This window comes from Oscillospiraceae bacterium (assembly GCA_025758045.1).
In the GTDB taxonomy this organism is placed as follows: domain Bacteria; phylum Bacillota; class Clostridia; order Oscillospirales; family Ruminococcaceae; genus Gemmiger.
On the sequence record CP107208.1, the window covers coordinates 1,078,962 to 1,093,910 of the forward strand.

The 14,949-nt window shown below is 58.6% G+C and carries 14 protein-coding genes; 4 read left to right on the plus strand and 10 right to left on the minus strand.

All coding sequences use genetic code 11. The features are described 5' to 3' along the window. Positions 1–14 precede the first annotated feature (14 nt). Complete coding sequence (locus OGM81_05115; GenBank protein UYJ44515.1) at positions 15–986, plus strand: hypothetical protein; 972 nt, start codon at positions 15–17, stop codon at positions 984–986. A gap of 149 nt (positions 987–1,135) precedes the next feature. On the opposite strand, the gene OGM81_05120 is transcribed toward OGM81_05115, so the two are convergent. The 3 genes from OGM81_05120 to OGM81_05130 form a co-directional block, all read right to left on the minus strand. Further along, the gene (locus tag OGM81_05120; GenBank protein ID UYJ44516.1) at positions 1,136–2,323 is read right to left on the minus strand and encodes a DEAD/DEAH box helicase; all 1,188 of its coding nucleotides are present in this window, start codon (positions 2,321–2,323) and stop codon (positions 1,136–1,138) included. 359 nt (positions 2,324–2,682) lie between these two features. Next, positions 2,683–3,672 carry an aldo/keto reductase gene (locus OGM81_05125; protein UYJ44517.1) on the minus strand — a complete coding sequence of 330 codons (990 nt, stop codon included), beginning with the start codon at positions 3,670–3,672 and terminating at the stop codon, positions 2,683–2,685. Positions 3,673–3,709: 37 nt separating this feature from the next. Then, on the minus strand, positions 3,710–4,363 hold the full coding sequence (locus OGM81_05130; protein UYJ44518.1) for a YitT family protein: 654 nt from the start codon (positions 4,361–4,363) through the stop codon (positions 3,710–3,712). Between the two features lie 203 nt (positions 4,364–4,566). Between OGM81_05130 and OGM81_05135 the strand changes: the two genes are divergently transcribed. Together OGM81_05135 and OGM81_05140 are read left to right on the plus strand one after the other, a co-directional pair. Further along, positions 4,567–5,178 carry an ECF transporter S component gene (locus tag OGM81_05135; GenBank protein ID UYJ44519.1) on the plus strand — a complete coding sequence of 204 codons (612 nt, stop codon included), beginning with the start codon at positions 4,567–4,569 and terminating at the stop codon, positions 5,176–5,178. 156 nt (positions 5,179–5,334) lie between these two features. Further along, on the plus strand, positions 5,335–5,859 hold the full coding sequence (locus OGM81_05140) for an ECF transporter S component (GenBank protein UYJ44520.1): 525 nt from the start codon (positions 5,335–5,337) through the stop codon (positions 5,857–5,859). Positions 5,860–6,217: 358 nt separating this feature from the next. On the opposite strand, the gene argF is transcribed toward OGM81_05140, so the two are convergent. From argF to OGM81_05175, 7 genes are all read right to left on the minus strand, one after another. Further along, positions 6,218–7,129, minus strand: coding sequence for an ornithine carbamoyltransferase (argF, locus tag OGM81_05145; protein ID UYJ44521.1), 912 nt, complete (start codon positions 7,127–7,129; stop codon positions 6,218–6,220). Beyond that, a complete protein-coding gene (locus tag OGM81_05150) occupies positions 7,129–8,307 on the minus strand; it encodes an aspartate aminotransferase family protein (protein ID UYJ44522.1) in 1,179 nt (392 codons plus the stop codon). Before OGM81_05150 ends, argF begins: the two co-directional genes overlap by 1 nt. Before the next feature lie 12 nt (positions 8,308–8,319). After that, complete coding sequence (argB, locus tag OGM81_05155) at positions 8,320–9,174, minus strand: acetylglutamate kinase (GenBank protein UYJ44523.1); 855 nt, start codon at positions 9,172–9,174, stop codon at positions 8,320–8,322. Positions 9,175–9,203: 29 nt separating this feature from the next. Next, positions 9,204–10,430, minus strand: a complete 1,227-nt coding sequence (gene argJ / locus OGM81_05160; GenBank protein UYJ44524.1) for a bifunctional glutamate N-acetyltransferase/amino-acid acetyltransferase ArgJ — start codon at positions 10,428–10,430, stop codon at positions 9,204–9,206. 51 nt (positions 10,431–10,481) lie between these two features. After that, on the minus strand, positions 10,482–11,423 hold the full coding sequence (gene argC / locus OGM81_05165; GenBank protein ID UYJ44525.1) for an N-acetyl-gamma-glutamyl-phosphate reductase: 942 nt from the start codon (positions 11,421–11,423) through the stop codon (positions 10,482–10,484). A gap of 108 nt (positions 11,424–11,531) precedes the next feature. Continuing rightward, entirely contained in the window at positions 11,532–12,908 is a 1,377-nt protein-coding gene (argH, locus tag OGM81_05170) for an argininosuccinate lyase (GenBank protein ID UYJ44526.1), read from the minus strand. 139 nt (positions 12,909–13,047) lie between these two features. Then, on the minus strand, positions 13,048–14,286 hold the full coding sequence (locus OGM81_05175) for an argininosuccinate synthase (GenBank protein ID UYJ44527.1): 1,239 nt from the start codon (positions 14,284–14,286) through the stop codon (positions 13,048–13,050). A gap of 366 nt (positions 14,287–14,652) precedes the next feature. On the opposite strand from OGM81_05175, the gene OGM81_05180 reads away from it, so the two are divergent. Next, positions 14,653–14,943 carry a hypothetical protein gene (locus OGM81_05180; protein UYJ44528.1) on the plus strand — a complete coding sequence of 97 codons (291 nt, stop codon included), beginning with the start codon at positions 14,653–14,655 and terminating at the stop codon, positions 14,941–14,943. Positions 14,944–14,949 lie beyond the last annotated feature (6 nt).

A 14,949-nucleotide genomic window follows, 5' to 3' on the forward strand; every position in this document is an offset into this window, starting at 1 on the left:
GGGGAGCAGAAAGTATGGCTAAAAAATTGGCAGCGATCCTGCTCTGCGTGGTGCTCATCTTCGTCGGTGTGCTGGCGCTGGGGCATCTGACCCGGCCCCTGGGCGACGATGTGGCCATCGCCAACGTGGAAAACTTCCACAAACTGCCGGAAAATTCCATCGACGTCATCGTTTACGGTTCCAGCCATGCCTGGCGCAACGTGAACGCCGACGAGATGTACGACAAGTACGGCATCGGCGCCTACAATTACGCCGCCAATTGGCAGCACCTGGACACCACCTGGCTGTTTGTCCACGACTCGCTGGCGACCCAGACGCCCAAGGTGGCGCTGATCGAGGGCATGCACATCAACAGCAACGAGTTTGACACCGACATGGACGGCGAGATCTACTACACAACGCCCATCCCGGAGTCGAAATACAAGCGTGCCTACCTGAAAATGTGCTTTGAAAATCATATAGAGCGGTACATTTCCTACTATTTCCCGCTGGTGGCCTATCATGAAAATAAAAACGCCCTGACGGCGGTAAGCTTCGGCAGGACGTCTAACAGTATCGATTTTATGGACACGATGGGCTTCTACCCCCGTGACGGCGTGTTCGTGGCCGACGTCAAGGACTGGACCGAGATGGAAGACTGGGTCATCGGAGACCGCTCTCTGGAGCTGATGGACGACATGGTGGCGGCCCTGCAGGAAAAAGGCTGCCAGGTGGTGTTCTGGGTGGCCCCCTGGTCCACCGAGGAGTACCAGTATTTCAACGTGCTGCAGGAATATTGCGAGGAGCACAACTGCGGCTACCTCAACATGTTTGAGCACATGGAGGACGCCGGCATCAGCGCCGAGACGGATTTCTGCGACCCGCACCACCTGAACGTAAGCGGCGCCACCAAAATGGCGGACTACCTGGGCGCCTATTTAAAGGAAAACTACGACCTGACCGATTGGCGGGAGGTACCCGGCAATTTGTGGGAGAATCATAGCTAACGCTGCGGTTTGTTTTGTTGGTTTTAATATGCAGCCTGACCGGCCCTGCCTACCTTGCGGCAGGGCCTTTTTCAACGGCAAGATGCCGTAATAAAAAAGAGGGACCGCATGGTGGTCCCCCTTGGCAGCATGAACTTATAAATCAAAAATTAAAAGTAGCATTTAATCTGGAACTTATCTGCCGGGGCAGCCTCCTCAACCACCAACTTCTCATGGTTGAAATCAAACTTCACGCTCTTGCAGTCGTCGGTGTTGCGGGTCAGGCGCAGCAGCTGGTCTACGCGCTTCTGCTCGTCTTTGGTGTAGAACAGGTAGCTTGCGCCCTGCTTGCGGGCGCGGCCCGTGCGGCCAATGCGGTGGGTGTAGTGCTCGTTTTCCTCAGGCACGTCGTAGTTGATGACGGCGTCCACGTCCGAAACATCAATGCCACGGGCGGCCACGTCGGTGGCCACCAGCACGCTGATCTCACCGGCCTTGAACCGCGTCATAATGCGGTTGCGCTCTGCCTGGGACAGGTCGCCGTGCAGGCAGTCCACGTTAAAGTTCAGGCGCGCCAGCTGGTTGGCCAGCATGCCGGTGTTGTACTTGGTGTTGCAGAAGATCATCACCCGCTTGTACCCCTCGCTGATGATGATCTGCGCGGCGTCGGCCAGCTTGTCGCGGCCGGTGGTCAGCAGTTTATATTGGGCAATTTTCGGGCTGGAATCTTCCACCGGCTGCACGCTGACCTCGGCGGCGTTGTGCTGGTACAGCCAGCCGATGTCCAGCACCTCGCGGCTGATGGTGGCCGAGAACATCGAAAGGCTCTTGCGGTTCTTCATTGTGTCGATGATCTGCTTGACATCCTTGTAGAAGCCCATGTTCAGCATCTCGTCGGCCTCGTCCAGCACGATGGTCTCCACGTGGGAAACATCGATGGCGTGGTGGCGATAGTGGTCCATCAGGCGGCCGGGGGTGGCGACTACGATCTGGCAGCCCGCTTTCAGCTGGCGCTGCTGCTTGTCCAGCCCGGCGCCGCCGTATACGCAGACGATCTTGATGTCCGGCAGGAATTGCGCCAGATTTTGCAGGTCCTGGGCGATCTGCTGGGCCAGCTCGCGGGTGGGGCTCAGGATGACAGCCTGGGGCTTCAGGCTGGCGGGGTCCACCTTGGACAGGATGGGGATGCCGAATGCCACGGTTTTGCCGGTGCCGGTGGGGGCCTTGGCAATCATATCGTGGCCATCCAGCATCAGCGGGATGGCCTTCTCCTGGATCTCAGTCATTTCGGTAAAGCCCATGGCCTGCGTAGCCTGCAGGATCTCGGGCGCAACGCGGGTAAGTTCCGTAAACTGCATGTTTGTACTGCCTTTCGTCTGTTTTACACTTATTTTTTATTATAACAGGCTTTGCAATGCGCTGCAAGATGGGGACACGCAAAAAGGCCTCCGCCGGGAGCAATGTCACTCAGTTAAACAAACAAATCCCTCTATACCAACGCAAGAAGTGGTATAGAGGGATTTGTTCTTCTAAATATTTGACAACAGACGCAGAATGGGCGGCTTCTTTGCAAAGCTCACCATGTACAACTTCTGTCAAATGATTGCCCAGCCCGCAGAATCTTTGGTGGGTAATTCTGCGGGTTGGTTTCTGTTTCTTTTTGGCGCCAATTAAGCGGCATTGGCCGAAGCTGCGCTTTTTTGTTGCCTTATGCTTTTTACACGCTCAGCCGGTCGATCTCCGCCAGCTCCTCGGCGGTAAAGCCGGTGTTTTCCACGGCCTTGATGTTGTCCAAGATCTGGCTCGGGCGGGAGGCGCCGATCAGCACGCTGGTGATTTCCTCTTTTGCCAGCAGCCAGGCCAGCGCCATCTCGGCCAACGTCTGGCCGCGGGCAGCGGCCAGGTCGTTCAGCTTGGCAATGCGGCCCAGCAGTTCGGGCGTCAGGTCGCTTTCCTTTAAAAAGCGGCCGTCGGTATGCACGCGGCTGTCAGCCGGGATGCCATGCAGGTAGCGGTCGGTCAGGCGGCCCTGGGCCAGCGGGCTAAAGGTGATGATGCCCTTGCCCAGCTTGGCGGCAGTCTCTTTCAGGCCGTTTTTCTCCACCGTGCGGTCCAGGATGGAGTAGCGGTTCTGGTTGATGACAAACGGCACATGCAGCTCGTCCAGAATGGCGGCGGCCTTTTCCAGCGTTGGGCCGTCATAATTAGACAAGCCTGCATACAGTGCCTTGCCGCTGCGCACGGCCTGGGCCAGTGCGCCCATCGTCTCCTCCAACGGGGTCTTTGGGTCCATGCGGTGGTGGTAGAAAATGTCCACGTAGTCCAGCCCCATGCGGCGCAGGCTTTGATCCAGGCTGGCCAGCAGGTACTTGCGGCTGCCCCAATCGCCGTAGGGGCCGTCCCACATCGTGTATCCCGCCTTGGTGGAGATGATCAACTCGTCGCGGTAGGGCATCAGGTCGTCCCGCAAAATTTTGCCAAAGTTGGTCTCGGCCGCGCCCGGTTCCGGGCCGTAGTTGTTGGCCAGGTCAAAGAGGGTGATGCCGTGGTCAAAGGCGGTACGGCAGAGCGCCCGCATGTTCTCGTAGGGCGCAGTATCGCCAAAATTGTGCCACAACCCCAGCGAGACGGCAGGCAGCAGCAGTCCACTGCTGCCGCAGCGGCGGTAGGGCAGGACAGTGTAACGGCTTTGGTCAGCTTGATACATGGTAGAGGACCTCCCTAAATCAATTTATGGTATACCACTATTCAATCTCTTTTGCGGCGTCATTGCCATGGATTTTTTCATCATGGCCTAACCCCTGCACCCAATCGATGAGCAGGCTGGAGACCGTTACCGTCACCAGCGAAAACGCAATGCGCCGCGCCGGGATGTAAGAGAGCGATGCGCCCAGCACGACCAGATCGGTAAACAGGTACGACCGCGCCAGCTTCCACCCGGTCAGTTGGTGGATGACCAGCGCCAGGGCATCGTCGCCGCCGCTGGAGCCGCCCTGCCGCACGATGATCCCCACGCCGATGCCCACAAACACACCGCCCAGCAGCGCCGCTGCCAGCGGCCAGGGCGTCATGTCGGGCAGCATGGGCGGGAAACTCTCCCACAGGCGGTAGAACCCGGCCAGACTCACGCTGGCCACGGCGGCGGTCAGGATGAAATCCAGCCCCAGGAACTTGAACGCCAGCGCATAACAAATAAAATCCAGCAGCGGCGAGGCGATAGATGCCGGGATGCCCAGCCAGTGGTTCATCAGCAGCACCAGGCCGATGACGCCGCCCTCGGTAATGGCGGCGCGCTGGTGGATGTTGTGGATGCCGAAGGACAAAATGGCCGTGCCCAGCACCAGCCAGAACAGCCGTTTCAGCGTGAAAGCGGAAACAATTTTTTTGAATGACTGCATAGTCACCTCACATACAAAGTGCCACCAGTATAACATAGCAGCCTAAAAAAGTCAAAAAGCGGTCAAAAATTTATCAGGCTGCCCCCAAAACCCTTGTAAACGAAGGACTTTTGCGGTATACTGTTGCACGGCGGGCCGCCCGGCCCGTACATTTGCGCTGTACTCCCGAGATGTAGGAGACGGCAGCAGGAGGAAAATTGAATATGAAAAACCGTACCAACGTCCGTTGGCTGACCCAGCTTGCACTGCTGGCGGCCATTTTGCTGGTGATGAACTACACCCCGCTGGGCTATCTGCAGCTCGGGCCGCTGTCGGCTTCGCTGCTGACAGTACCGGTGGCCATCGGCGCTATGACGATGGGCCCCCTGGCCGGTGCCATCCTGGGTGGAATTTTTGGTGCCACCAGCTTTATCCAGATGGTCGAGGGCAAAAGCGCCATGGGCGCTGCGCTGTTCAGCGTCAACCCCTTCGGCGCCTTCGTGGTCAGCTTTGTAGCCCGTGTGCTGGAAGGCCTGTGCGCTGCGCTGATCTTCAACGCCCTGCGCAAGGCCATGCCGAAAAAGGAAAAGCTCTGCTGCGTCATTGGTGCCATCTGCACCCCGGTGCTGAACACTGTGTTCTTCATGGGCTTCCTGGTACTGTTCTTTTATAACTGCGATTACGTGCAGAACCTGGCTCAGACCCTGGGCGCTACCAACGCCTTTATGTTCATTGTGCTGCTGGTGGGCGTGCAGGCCGTCATCGAGTGGCTGATCTGCGGCGTGGTGGCCAGTGCCGTCACCCTGCCGGTGCGCAAGTATCTGAAACTGAACTAAGAACCTATCCCAAGGCATCCCCAAAAACGGAGGTGCCTTTTTTGCACGCAATTCGCCAAACTGGTCCTATAAAAAAGATATAATTTGGCGCTTTGATGGTGCCAGTAAAAGGCGTATGATGTGCCTATACCACAAAACGAGAGGGGATATAGGAAAATGAACGGATACAACCTGATCAAAAAGAAGCCTGTACTGTGGCTAACGATGGTAGCGGTGCTGATGGCCATGAATGTGGTACTCAGCTCCTTCAGCATCCCGGTGCCGGGCGGGCATCTCTACCTGAACGACATCGTCATCTGCACGGCGGCCATCCTGCTGGACCCGCTGGGCGCGTTTATCGTGGGCGGTGTCGGCGCGTTCCTGGGGGATTTCTTCTTCTACCCTGCGCCGATGTTCGTCTCACTGGCGTCCCATGGTCTGGAGGCTGTCGTTGTTTCGCTATGCGCCCACAACCTGTTCAAAGAGAAAAAGGCCCTGGGCGCGGGCATCGGCGTGGTGCTGGGGGCTATTATCATGGTCATTGGCTACACGCTGGGCCGTGCCTTTGTCTACAGCACGCCGGAGTACGCCATCATCAAGCTGCCGTTTGAAATTTTGCAGGCTGGCATCGGCGCTGTGATGGGCATGGTCCTCTGCTTCTCCCGCAACCTCGCCCAGCGCTTTGAAAAGATTTGCGCGTAACTTTCTTAGGGCAATACCGCACAATTCCCGCCTGACGGCTTAAGCACCGCTCCGGCGGCTGCGGCACGGCATCTGCGTTGCCAAAATGCTCGATAATACACAAAGTATTATCTGCGCTTTTGGCTTAGCAGCTGCCGCACCTCGCTCGCCGTATCGGCACTTAGAATTATGCGGTATTGCCTTAGGAAAAGAAAGTTACCAAAGAAACTTTAATTTGGCTCGCCGTAAAGAAGATATAAGGAAAATATAAAACGGCCCTGCCGGTGGTTTTCCACTTGGCAGGGCCGTTTTGTTGATAACTTATTTATTTTTATTGAAAGTTTCTTTGCTTCTTTCTTTTCAAAGAAAGAAGATCAGCTTATTTCCCGGCCAGTAAAATCGCCAGCACAGCCTTCTCTACGTAGATGCGGTTCTCGGCTTCGTCGAAAATTTCGTTGGCGTGGGCTTCCAGAACTTCGGCGGTGATCTCCTCGCCGCGGTGGGCGGGCAGCGGATGCTGGATCATGCAGTCCGGCTTGGCCAGCGCCATGCGGGCGGCATCCAGCGTAAACCCGTGGAAATCCCGGCGGCGCTGCTCCACCTCGCGCTCCATGCCCATACTGACCCACACATCGGTGAACAGCACATCGGCATCGCGGGCAGCCTCGTCCGGGTCGGTGACCAGCTTGAACTTATCACCGTAGGTTTTCGCCAGCATCAGCACATCGGCGGCGGGGCGGTAGTGGGGCGGGCAGGCCACCGTCACCGTCATGCCCACGGCCAGGCAGCCCACGATCATGCTGTTAGCCATGTTGTAGCCATCACCGATGAACCCGGCGCGCAGCCCGGCCAGCCTGCCCTTGCGTTCCCGCACGGTCATCAGGTCGGTCAAGACTTGCAGCGGGTGGGCGTAATCCGTCATGCCGGAGATCACCGGCACGCCGCTGTACTGGGCCATGGCGTCCAGCGTGGTCTGCTTGTAGGTACGGCAGACGATGGCATCATAGTACCGGCCCAGGGCGCGGGCGGTGTCCTGCACAGGCTCGCCGCGGGCGGTCTGCAGGTCGTTGGCGCTCAGGTAGGTGCCCAGGCCGCCCATCTGGTAGATACCCACCTCTAAACTGGTGCGGGTGCGGGTGGAATTTTTGGCAAAGATCAGCGCCACCGCCTTGCCCTGCAGGTCCTTGGGGTCGACGCCCTGTTTGTGCAGGCGCTTGTACTCGTCGGCTACATCCAGAATGTGCAGGATCTCTTTGGGGGTCAAGGCGCTCAATTTCAACAGATGTTTCATCAGAACTTCTCCAGAACAGTACGCAGGGTGTCCAGCGCGGTGTCAACATCGGTCTCGGTCAAAATCAGCGGCGGCAGCAGGCGCAGGCGGGTCTTGGCCGTCAGCACCAGCAGGCCCTCTTTCTCGCAGGCGGCGCGGACATCGGCGGCCTTGATGCCGTCCTCAAAGGCGATGCCCACCATCAGGCCCAGGCCGCTGACCTCGGTAACATGGGGCAGGGTCTTGAGGCCTGTGCGCAGGCGGGCGGCCTGGGTCAGCACGTTATCCATAAAGGCTTCGTCCATGGCATCCAGCACAGCCAGCGCACCGGCGCAGACCACCGGGTTGCCGCCGAAAGTGGAACCGTGGGTGCCGGGGCCCATATGCTCGGCAACCTTGGCGGTCATCAGCACGGCGCCGATGGGCAGGCCGCCGCCCAGGCCCTTGGCCAGTGTGACGATGTCCGGGTGCAGGTCAAAATGCTCACAGGCCAGGAACTTGCCGGTGCGGCCTACGCCGGTCTGTACCTCGTCCACGATGAGCACCAGGTCGCGCTTTTTGCAGAACTCGGCCACCTTGGCCACGTAGTCGGCATCCATCGCCACCACGCCGCCTTCTCCCTGGACCAACTCCAGCATGACGGCGCAGACGGTGTCGTCGGCAGCATCCCGCAGGGCGGAAAAATCACCGGCGGGTACATAGGCAAAGTTGCCGGGGAACGGTCCGAAATACTGGTGGAACACATCCTGGCCGGTGGCGGTCAGGGTGGCCAGCGTGCGGCCGTGGAAAGAGTTTACCAGCGTGATGACCTTGTTGCGGGCAGCACCATAAGTATCAGTAGAATATTTGCGGGCGGCCTTGATGGCGCCCTCGTTGGCCTCGGCACCGGAGTTGCCAAAGAAAACGGCATCCATGCCGGTGCGGCAGCACAGCTTTTTAGCCAGCTTGCCGCAGGGGGCCGTGTAGTACAGGTTGGAGGTGTGCTGCAGGGTGGCGGCCTGGTCGCAGACGGCCTGCACCCAAGCGGGGTGACAGTAGCCCAGCGAGTTGACGCCGATGCCGGAGGTGAAATCCAGATAGCGCTTGCCCTCGGGGTCGGCGGCGGTCATGCCGTGGCCCTCGGCCAGCACGACCCGGCTGCGGGCGTAGGTGTGCAGAACGTACTTGTTATCGCGTTTGATGACTTTTTCGGTTTGCATGGCGTACCCTCCTTAATGGTTGCCGCGGCGGTAGAACATGGTACCGGCGCCGCGGTCACTGAACATTTCCAGCAGGATGGAATGGGGCACACGGCCGTCGATGATAACGGCCTCGTGTACGCCTTCATAAATGGCGTCGGCCATACCTTCGATCTTGGGCAGCATGCCGCCGGCAATGACACCGGCCGCCTTGTAGCCCTCGATCTCGGAGACTTCGACCTCGGGGATCAGGGTGGATTCATCGTTCTTGTCATAGAGCAGACCGACAATATCCGTCATGCTGACGAGTTTTTCTGCATGCAGGGCAATGGCGATCTCCGCCGCAGCCGTGTCGGCGTTGATGTTGTAGGGGATGCCGTTGTCGTCCATGCCGACAGTGGCAATGACCGGGATGAAGCTGTCGGCCAGCAGATGCTCGATCAGCGTGGTATCCACCTTTTCGATCTCGCCCACATAGCCCAGGTCCACATCGGACTTGCGGCTGCAGGTGATGGTGTGGCCGTCCATGCCGCACAGGCCGACACCGCGGCCTTTCAGCAGGGCGACGAGGTCCTTGTTGACCTGGCCCGCCAGCACCTGCTGTACGATGCCCATGGTCTCCTCATCGGTGTAGCGCAGGCCGCCCACAAACTTGGACTCCTTTCCCACGCGGGCCAGCATCTTGTTGATGGCCGGGCCGCCGCCGTGGACCAGCACCACCCGCACGCCCAGCAGGGTCAGGGTGACCAGGTCGTTCATGACGGCCAGTTTCAGCTCATCGTTGACCATAGCGTTGCCGCCGTACTTGATGACAAGCGTTTTGCCGTGGTATTTTTGGATATAGGGCGTAGCTTCGCTGAAAAGCAGCGCCATCTCTTCATTTTTCATTGCACATTCTCCCCTGTCCCCGGCCTGTATCAGGTGCGGTAGTCGCCGTTGATCTTTACGTAATCGTAGGTCAGGTCGCAGCCCCAGGCCTTAGCGGTAAAGTCGCCGCAGCCCAGGTCGACCAGGATCTGGATCTCGTCCTCTTTCAGCACTTTGGCGGCCTCGTCCTCGCTGTAGGGGTGGTAGGCGGCGTTCTCGCAGACAAAGACCTCACCGGCCTTGCTCTTGAGGCGAACGGCCGTCTTGCTGATGTCGAAGTCGCCGGGGGTGTAGCCGATGGCGCAGAGCACACGGCCCCAGTTGGCATCCTCGCCAAACATGGCAGCCTTGAACAGGGCGGAGTGGATGACGCTCTTGGAGACAGCGCGGGCGGTCAGCAGATCGGGCGCGCCGGTCACGATGCACTCCAGCAGCTTGGTAGCGCCTTCGCCGTCACCGGCCAGTTCACGGCTGAGTTGCTCGGCTACCTGGGTCAGGGCTGCAATAAAGGTGTCATAGTCAGCGGTGCCAGGCTGGACCTCGGCGCCGGACAGGCCGCTGGCCAGCAGCAGCACGGTGTCGTTGGTGGAGGTGTCGCCGTCCACAGAGATCTGGTTGAAGGTGGCGGGCACCACGCTGGACAGGGCAGCCTGCAGCACAGCGGGCTCGACCTTGGCGTCGGTGGTGATGAAGAGCAGCATGGTGGCCATGTTGGGGTGGATCATGCCGGAGCCCTTGGCGATGGCGCCCATGCGGCAGGTCTTGCCGCCGATGGTGAATTCGATGGACACCTCTTTAGAATGGGTGTCGGTGGTCATAATGGCGGTGGCAGCGTCGTGGCTGCCAGCCTCGGTGGCGGCCAGCTTGGCGGCGGCCTCAGGGATGCCCTTGGCGAACGGCTCAATGCTCATGGCCTGGCCGATGACGCCGGTGGAGGAGGGCAGCACGTCGTCGGCGCTGATGCCCAGCTCCTTGGCGACGATCTCGCAGGTCTCCTTGGCCAATTCAATGCCGTTGGGGGCGCAGGTATTAGCGTTGCCGCTGTTGACCACGATAGCCTGGGCGTAGCCGTCCTTCAGATGCTCGCGATCCACCGTGATGGGCGCACCGTAGACCTTGTTGGTGGTGTAGCAGCCGGCACCGGCGCAGCGGACGTCCGCCTTGATAAGTGCCAGGTCCAGCTTGGAATGGTTATGCCGGATGCCGCAATGCACACCGGCGGCGGAGAACCCGGCGGGTGCACAGATGCCGCCGGGGATCATCTTGAAGTTTTCCATAATTGTCTCCCTCTAATTCTCTAATTACCCTTTTCGTTTACCCTATTCTTTTTACAGTGCCAGACCGGCGGTCTCGTCCAGGCCCAGCATCAGGTTCATACATTGCACAGCCGCGCCCGAGGAGCCTTTGCCCAGGTTGTCGAACAGGCTGATGAGCTCCATCTGGGTGCCATCGGGGTTCGCCAGGCAGAAGATCTCCAGCCGGTCCAGCCCGGCCAACTTATTGGCAGCCAGGAAGCCGCCGTCGGTACCCTCGTTCAGTGGATGGACCGAGATCATCTTTTGCCCTGCGTAATAGTCGGCCAGGGCATCGGCCACCTGCTGGGCGGTCAGGCCCAGAGCGGGCAGATCCAGCGGGATCATCGTCTCCATACCGGCGTAGTAGTCGGCCACCACCGGCACAAAAGTGGGCGGCGCGGTCAAGCCGGTAATTGCTGCCATCTCCGGCAGGTGCTTGTGGTGCAGTGCCAGCCCGTAGGGGCGGGGCGCGTCCAGCGCGGGATCGGTGCGTTCGGCCTCATACTGGGCGATCATCTTTTTGCCGCCGCCGGAGTAACCCGTCAGGCTGGTGCAGTGCAGCAGCGCGGTCTTGGGCACCAGGCCCAGTTCTACCAGCGGGGCCACCGGGGCAATAAAGCCAGTGGCGTGGCAGCCGGGCACGGCTACGCGGGTGGCGGTTTTCAGCGCCTTGCGGGTGCCGTGCAGTTCCGGCAGACCATAGGTCCAGCCGGGAGCCGTGCGGTGTGCGGTGGAGGTATCCAGCACGCGGACATCGGGCCGCAGCAGCGGCACCACCTCGCGGGCGGCATCGTCCGGCAGGCAGAGGAAGGAGAGGTCACTCTCATTGATCACCGCCGCGCGGGCGTGTACGTCCTTGCGTTCGGCCTCGGAAATATGCAGAATCGTGAACTCCGACCGTTCGGCCAAACGGTCCGCAATGCGCAGCCCGGTGGTGCCGGAACTGCCGTCAACAAAGATTTTATACTTTCCCATTTTTACACCCCTATCATGTAGGCAAGCACACAGTTTGTAGGGGCGGATGCAAGCATCCGCCCGCGGGTCGATGCAAGCATCGCCCCCTACAGAGCCGCAAATATCCCTTTAGGCAAGTTTCTCTTTTACCAATTCGATCTGCTTCAGCACGCTGGCCTTGGTGGGGCCGCCGTAGCTGGTGCGGCCCTCGCAACAGGTAGTCAGGTCAATGGCGGTATACACGTCCTCCGCAAACAGGTCGCTGTACTGCTTGAATTCGTCCAGCGTCAGTTCCTCCAGCGTCTTGCCCTCGCGGATGCAGGCGGCTACCATCGTACCGGTGCACTTGTAGGCATCGCGGAAGGGCATACCTTTCTTGGTCAGGTAATCGGCGCAGTCGGTGGCATTGATAAAACCCTTGGCGGCGGCGCGGCGCATGTTGGCGGGCAGCGGGGTCATGGTGGCCAGCATGGGGGTCACGGTGCGCAGGCACAGCTCCAGCGTGTCCACCGCGTCAAAAATGGCCTCTTTATCCTCCTGCATATCCTTATCGTAGGCCAGGGGGATGCCCTTCATCATGACCAGCAGCGTGTTCAGGTCGCCGTAGACGCGGCCGGTCTTACCGCGGATCAGCTCGGTGACGTCGGGGTTCTTCTTCTGGGGCATGATGGACGAGCCGGTGGTAAAGGCGTCGTCCAGCTCAATGAACTTGAACTCCCAGCTGCACCACAAAATGATTTCCTCGCTCAGGCGGGAAAGGTGCATCATGCAGGTGGCCATGGCACTGCACAGCTCAATGCAGAAGTCGCGATCCGATACACCATCGATGGAGTTCCCGCAGGGGGCGGCAAAGCCCAACTGCTTGGCCGTATAAAAGCGGTCCAGCGGGTAGGTAGTACCGGCCAGTGCGCCGGACCCCAGCGGGCACTCGGCGTCCATACGGGCGGTGGCGTCCTGCAGGCGGCCCAGGTCGCGCAGCAACATCCAGGCGTAGGCCATCAGCTGGTGGCCAAAAGTAACGGGCTGGGCACGCTGCAGATGAGTATAGCCGGGCATGACGTAACCGGCCCCTTTTTCGGCCTGGTCACACAGCACGGTAATCAGTTCTTTAATCTGGCCTTGGATATGTTTGCTGGCTTCCCGCAGATTCAGGCGGATGTCCAGCGCCACCTGGTCGTTGCGGCTGCGGCCGGTGTGCAGCCGCTTGCCTGCATCACCCACGCGGGCAGTCAGGGTCTGCTCTACAAAGGTGTGTACATCCTCGGCGTTGGGGTCAATTTCCAGTGCGCCGCTGTGCAGATCCTCCAGAATAGAGTGCAGCCCCTTGTGAATATCGTCCACATCCTGCTGGGAGATAATGCCCTGACGGCCCAGCATGGCCGAGTGTACCAGGCTGCCCTGGATATCCTGCTCAATCATCCGTGCATCAAAGCGGATGGATGAGTTAAAGTCGTTTACGCGGCTGTCTACGGCCTTGCTTGCACGGCCCTGCCAAAGTTGCGGCATACGGTTCCTCCAATGCTGTTTTGTTTGTTATAGCGTGCATGCGGGGCGGTGCAGCCGCCCGGCACGCACAGTGTATAGAAACGCCAAAACCGCCAAGTGGGCGCGTGCCCTCCTGGCGGTGCTTATAGCGTTGGACAGATTAGTCCTGAGCGGGCCAGTTCTGGGCCAGCTTGGCACGCTCTGCAATGGGCAGGCCAAACAGGTTGATGAACCCGTTCGCATCGGCCTGGTTGTAATCGTCATCCTCGCCGAAGGAAGCGGTCTGCTCATCGTACAGGGTGTACGGGCTGGTGACACCGGCATTGATCATGTTGCCCTTGTACAGCTTCAGGGTAACATCGCCGGTAACAGTTTTCTGCAGGTCGTCGGTGAAGGCACTCAGGGCCTCACGCAGCGGGGTGAACCACTGGCCGTTGTAGACCAGTTCGCCCATCTTCTGGGCAATGCTCTCCTTGAAGTGGAAAGCCTCTTTGTCAATGGTGATGGTCTCCAGCACATTGTGGGCCTTGTACAGGATGGCACCGCCGGGGGTCTCATACACACCGCGGCTCTTCATGCCGACCAGACGGTTCTCAACGATGTCCAGCAGGCCGATGCCGTTGGCGCCGCCCAGCTTGTTCAGGTACTCAATCAGGGCCACACCATCCATCTCCTGCCCGTCAACAGCGGTGGGAATGCCCTTTTCAAAGTGGATCTTGACGTAGGTCGGCTTATCGGGGGCCTGCTCCGGGGAAACGCCCAGTTCCAGGAAGCCGGGCTTGTTGTACTGGGGCTCCAGAGAGGGCTTCTCCAGATCCAGGCCCTCATGGCTCAGATGCCACAGGTTCTTGTCCTTGGAGTAGTTGGTCTCACGGTTAATCTTCAGGGGGATGTTGTGGGCTTCGGCGTAATCGATTTCCTCATCACGGCTCTTGATGTTCCACTCACGCCAAGGGGCGATGATGGCCATTTCGGGGGCCAGGGCCTTGAGGGTCAGTTCAAAACGGACCTGATCGTTGCCCTTACCGGTGCAGCCGTGGCAGATGGCGTCGGCATGCTCTTTCTTGGCGATGTCAGCCAGAGCAGCGGCGATGCAGGGACGTGCATGGGAGGTGCCCAGCAGGTAATCCTCATACTTGGCGTCAGCCTTCAGGCAGGGCCAGATGTAGTTTTCCACATAATCCTTCTTCAGGTCCAGAACATACAGCTTGGAAGCGCCGGTCTTGAGGGCCTTCTCCTCCAGGCCGTCCAGTTCGGTGCCCTGGCCGACATCGCCGGAAACGGCAACGACTTCGCAGTTGTTATAGTTTTCTTTCAGCCAGGGAATGATGATGGAAGTATCCAGACCGCCGGAGTATGCCAGAACGACTTTTTTGATGTCTTGTTTGTTCTTTTTCATGATTCTTACCTCTCCCAATCATATTTGTTCAGGACGCCCGGATGTTGCTTGCCGTCGTCGTGAATATTTATTCATCTGATACTGCATATTATACAACTTTATACAAGATTTGCAAGCGGTAAAATCCACAAAGGATTTTCTACTTTTTCTGCTTTTTTAGGCATAATATACAGTAAAAAGCACGCTTTATACAGAAAAAACGATGAATATACATTCCTTAGCAGGAAACAGCCCTACTTTTTATAAATATAGCACGCTTACGGGGAAAAAACAAGAATAAAAACAAAAACGAGACGGCCACTGCCCCGTCTCGTTTTCTTTAAAAAGAAGGAGAAAAACAGAACGTCTTGCCGGCGCCTGCATCGAATGGAAACCACCCCTCTACAAGTGGATGCCGTTCCTTGGGAATCGGCAGGGCGCTCTGGTATTCTTCCTCTTTTACCTATTGGGAAAGCTTTGCAGCGCCTCAAGCGCTCTTTGCTTTCGATGCCTAAATATTACACTATTTTTGTCGAGATTGCAAGATGCGGATTTATACAACCTGCAATAAATGTTACACTGCATTTTGTTGAAATTGCACAATCGCCAACTCAAAGACCATACAAAAAGCCCCGGCGCGTTCAAAATACGCCGGGGCAAAAAGCATGCGGTTTATAGGGTTTA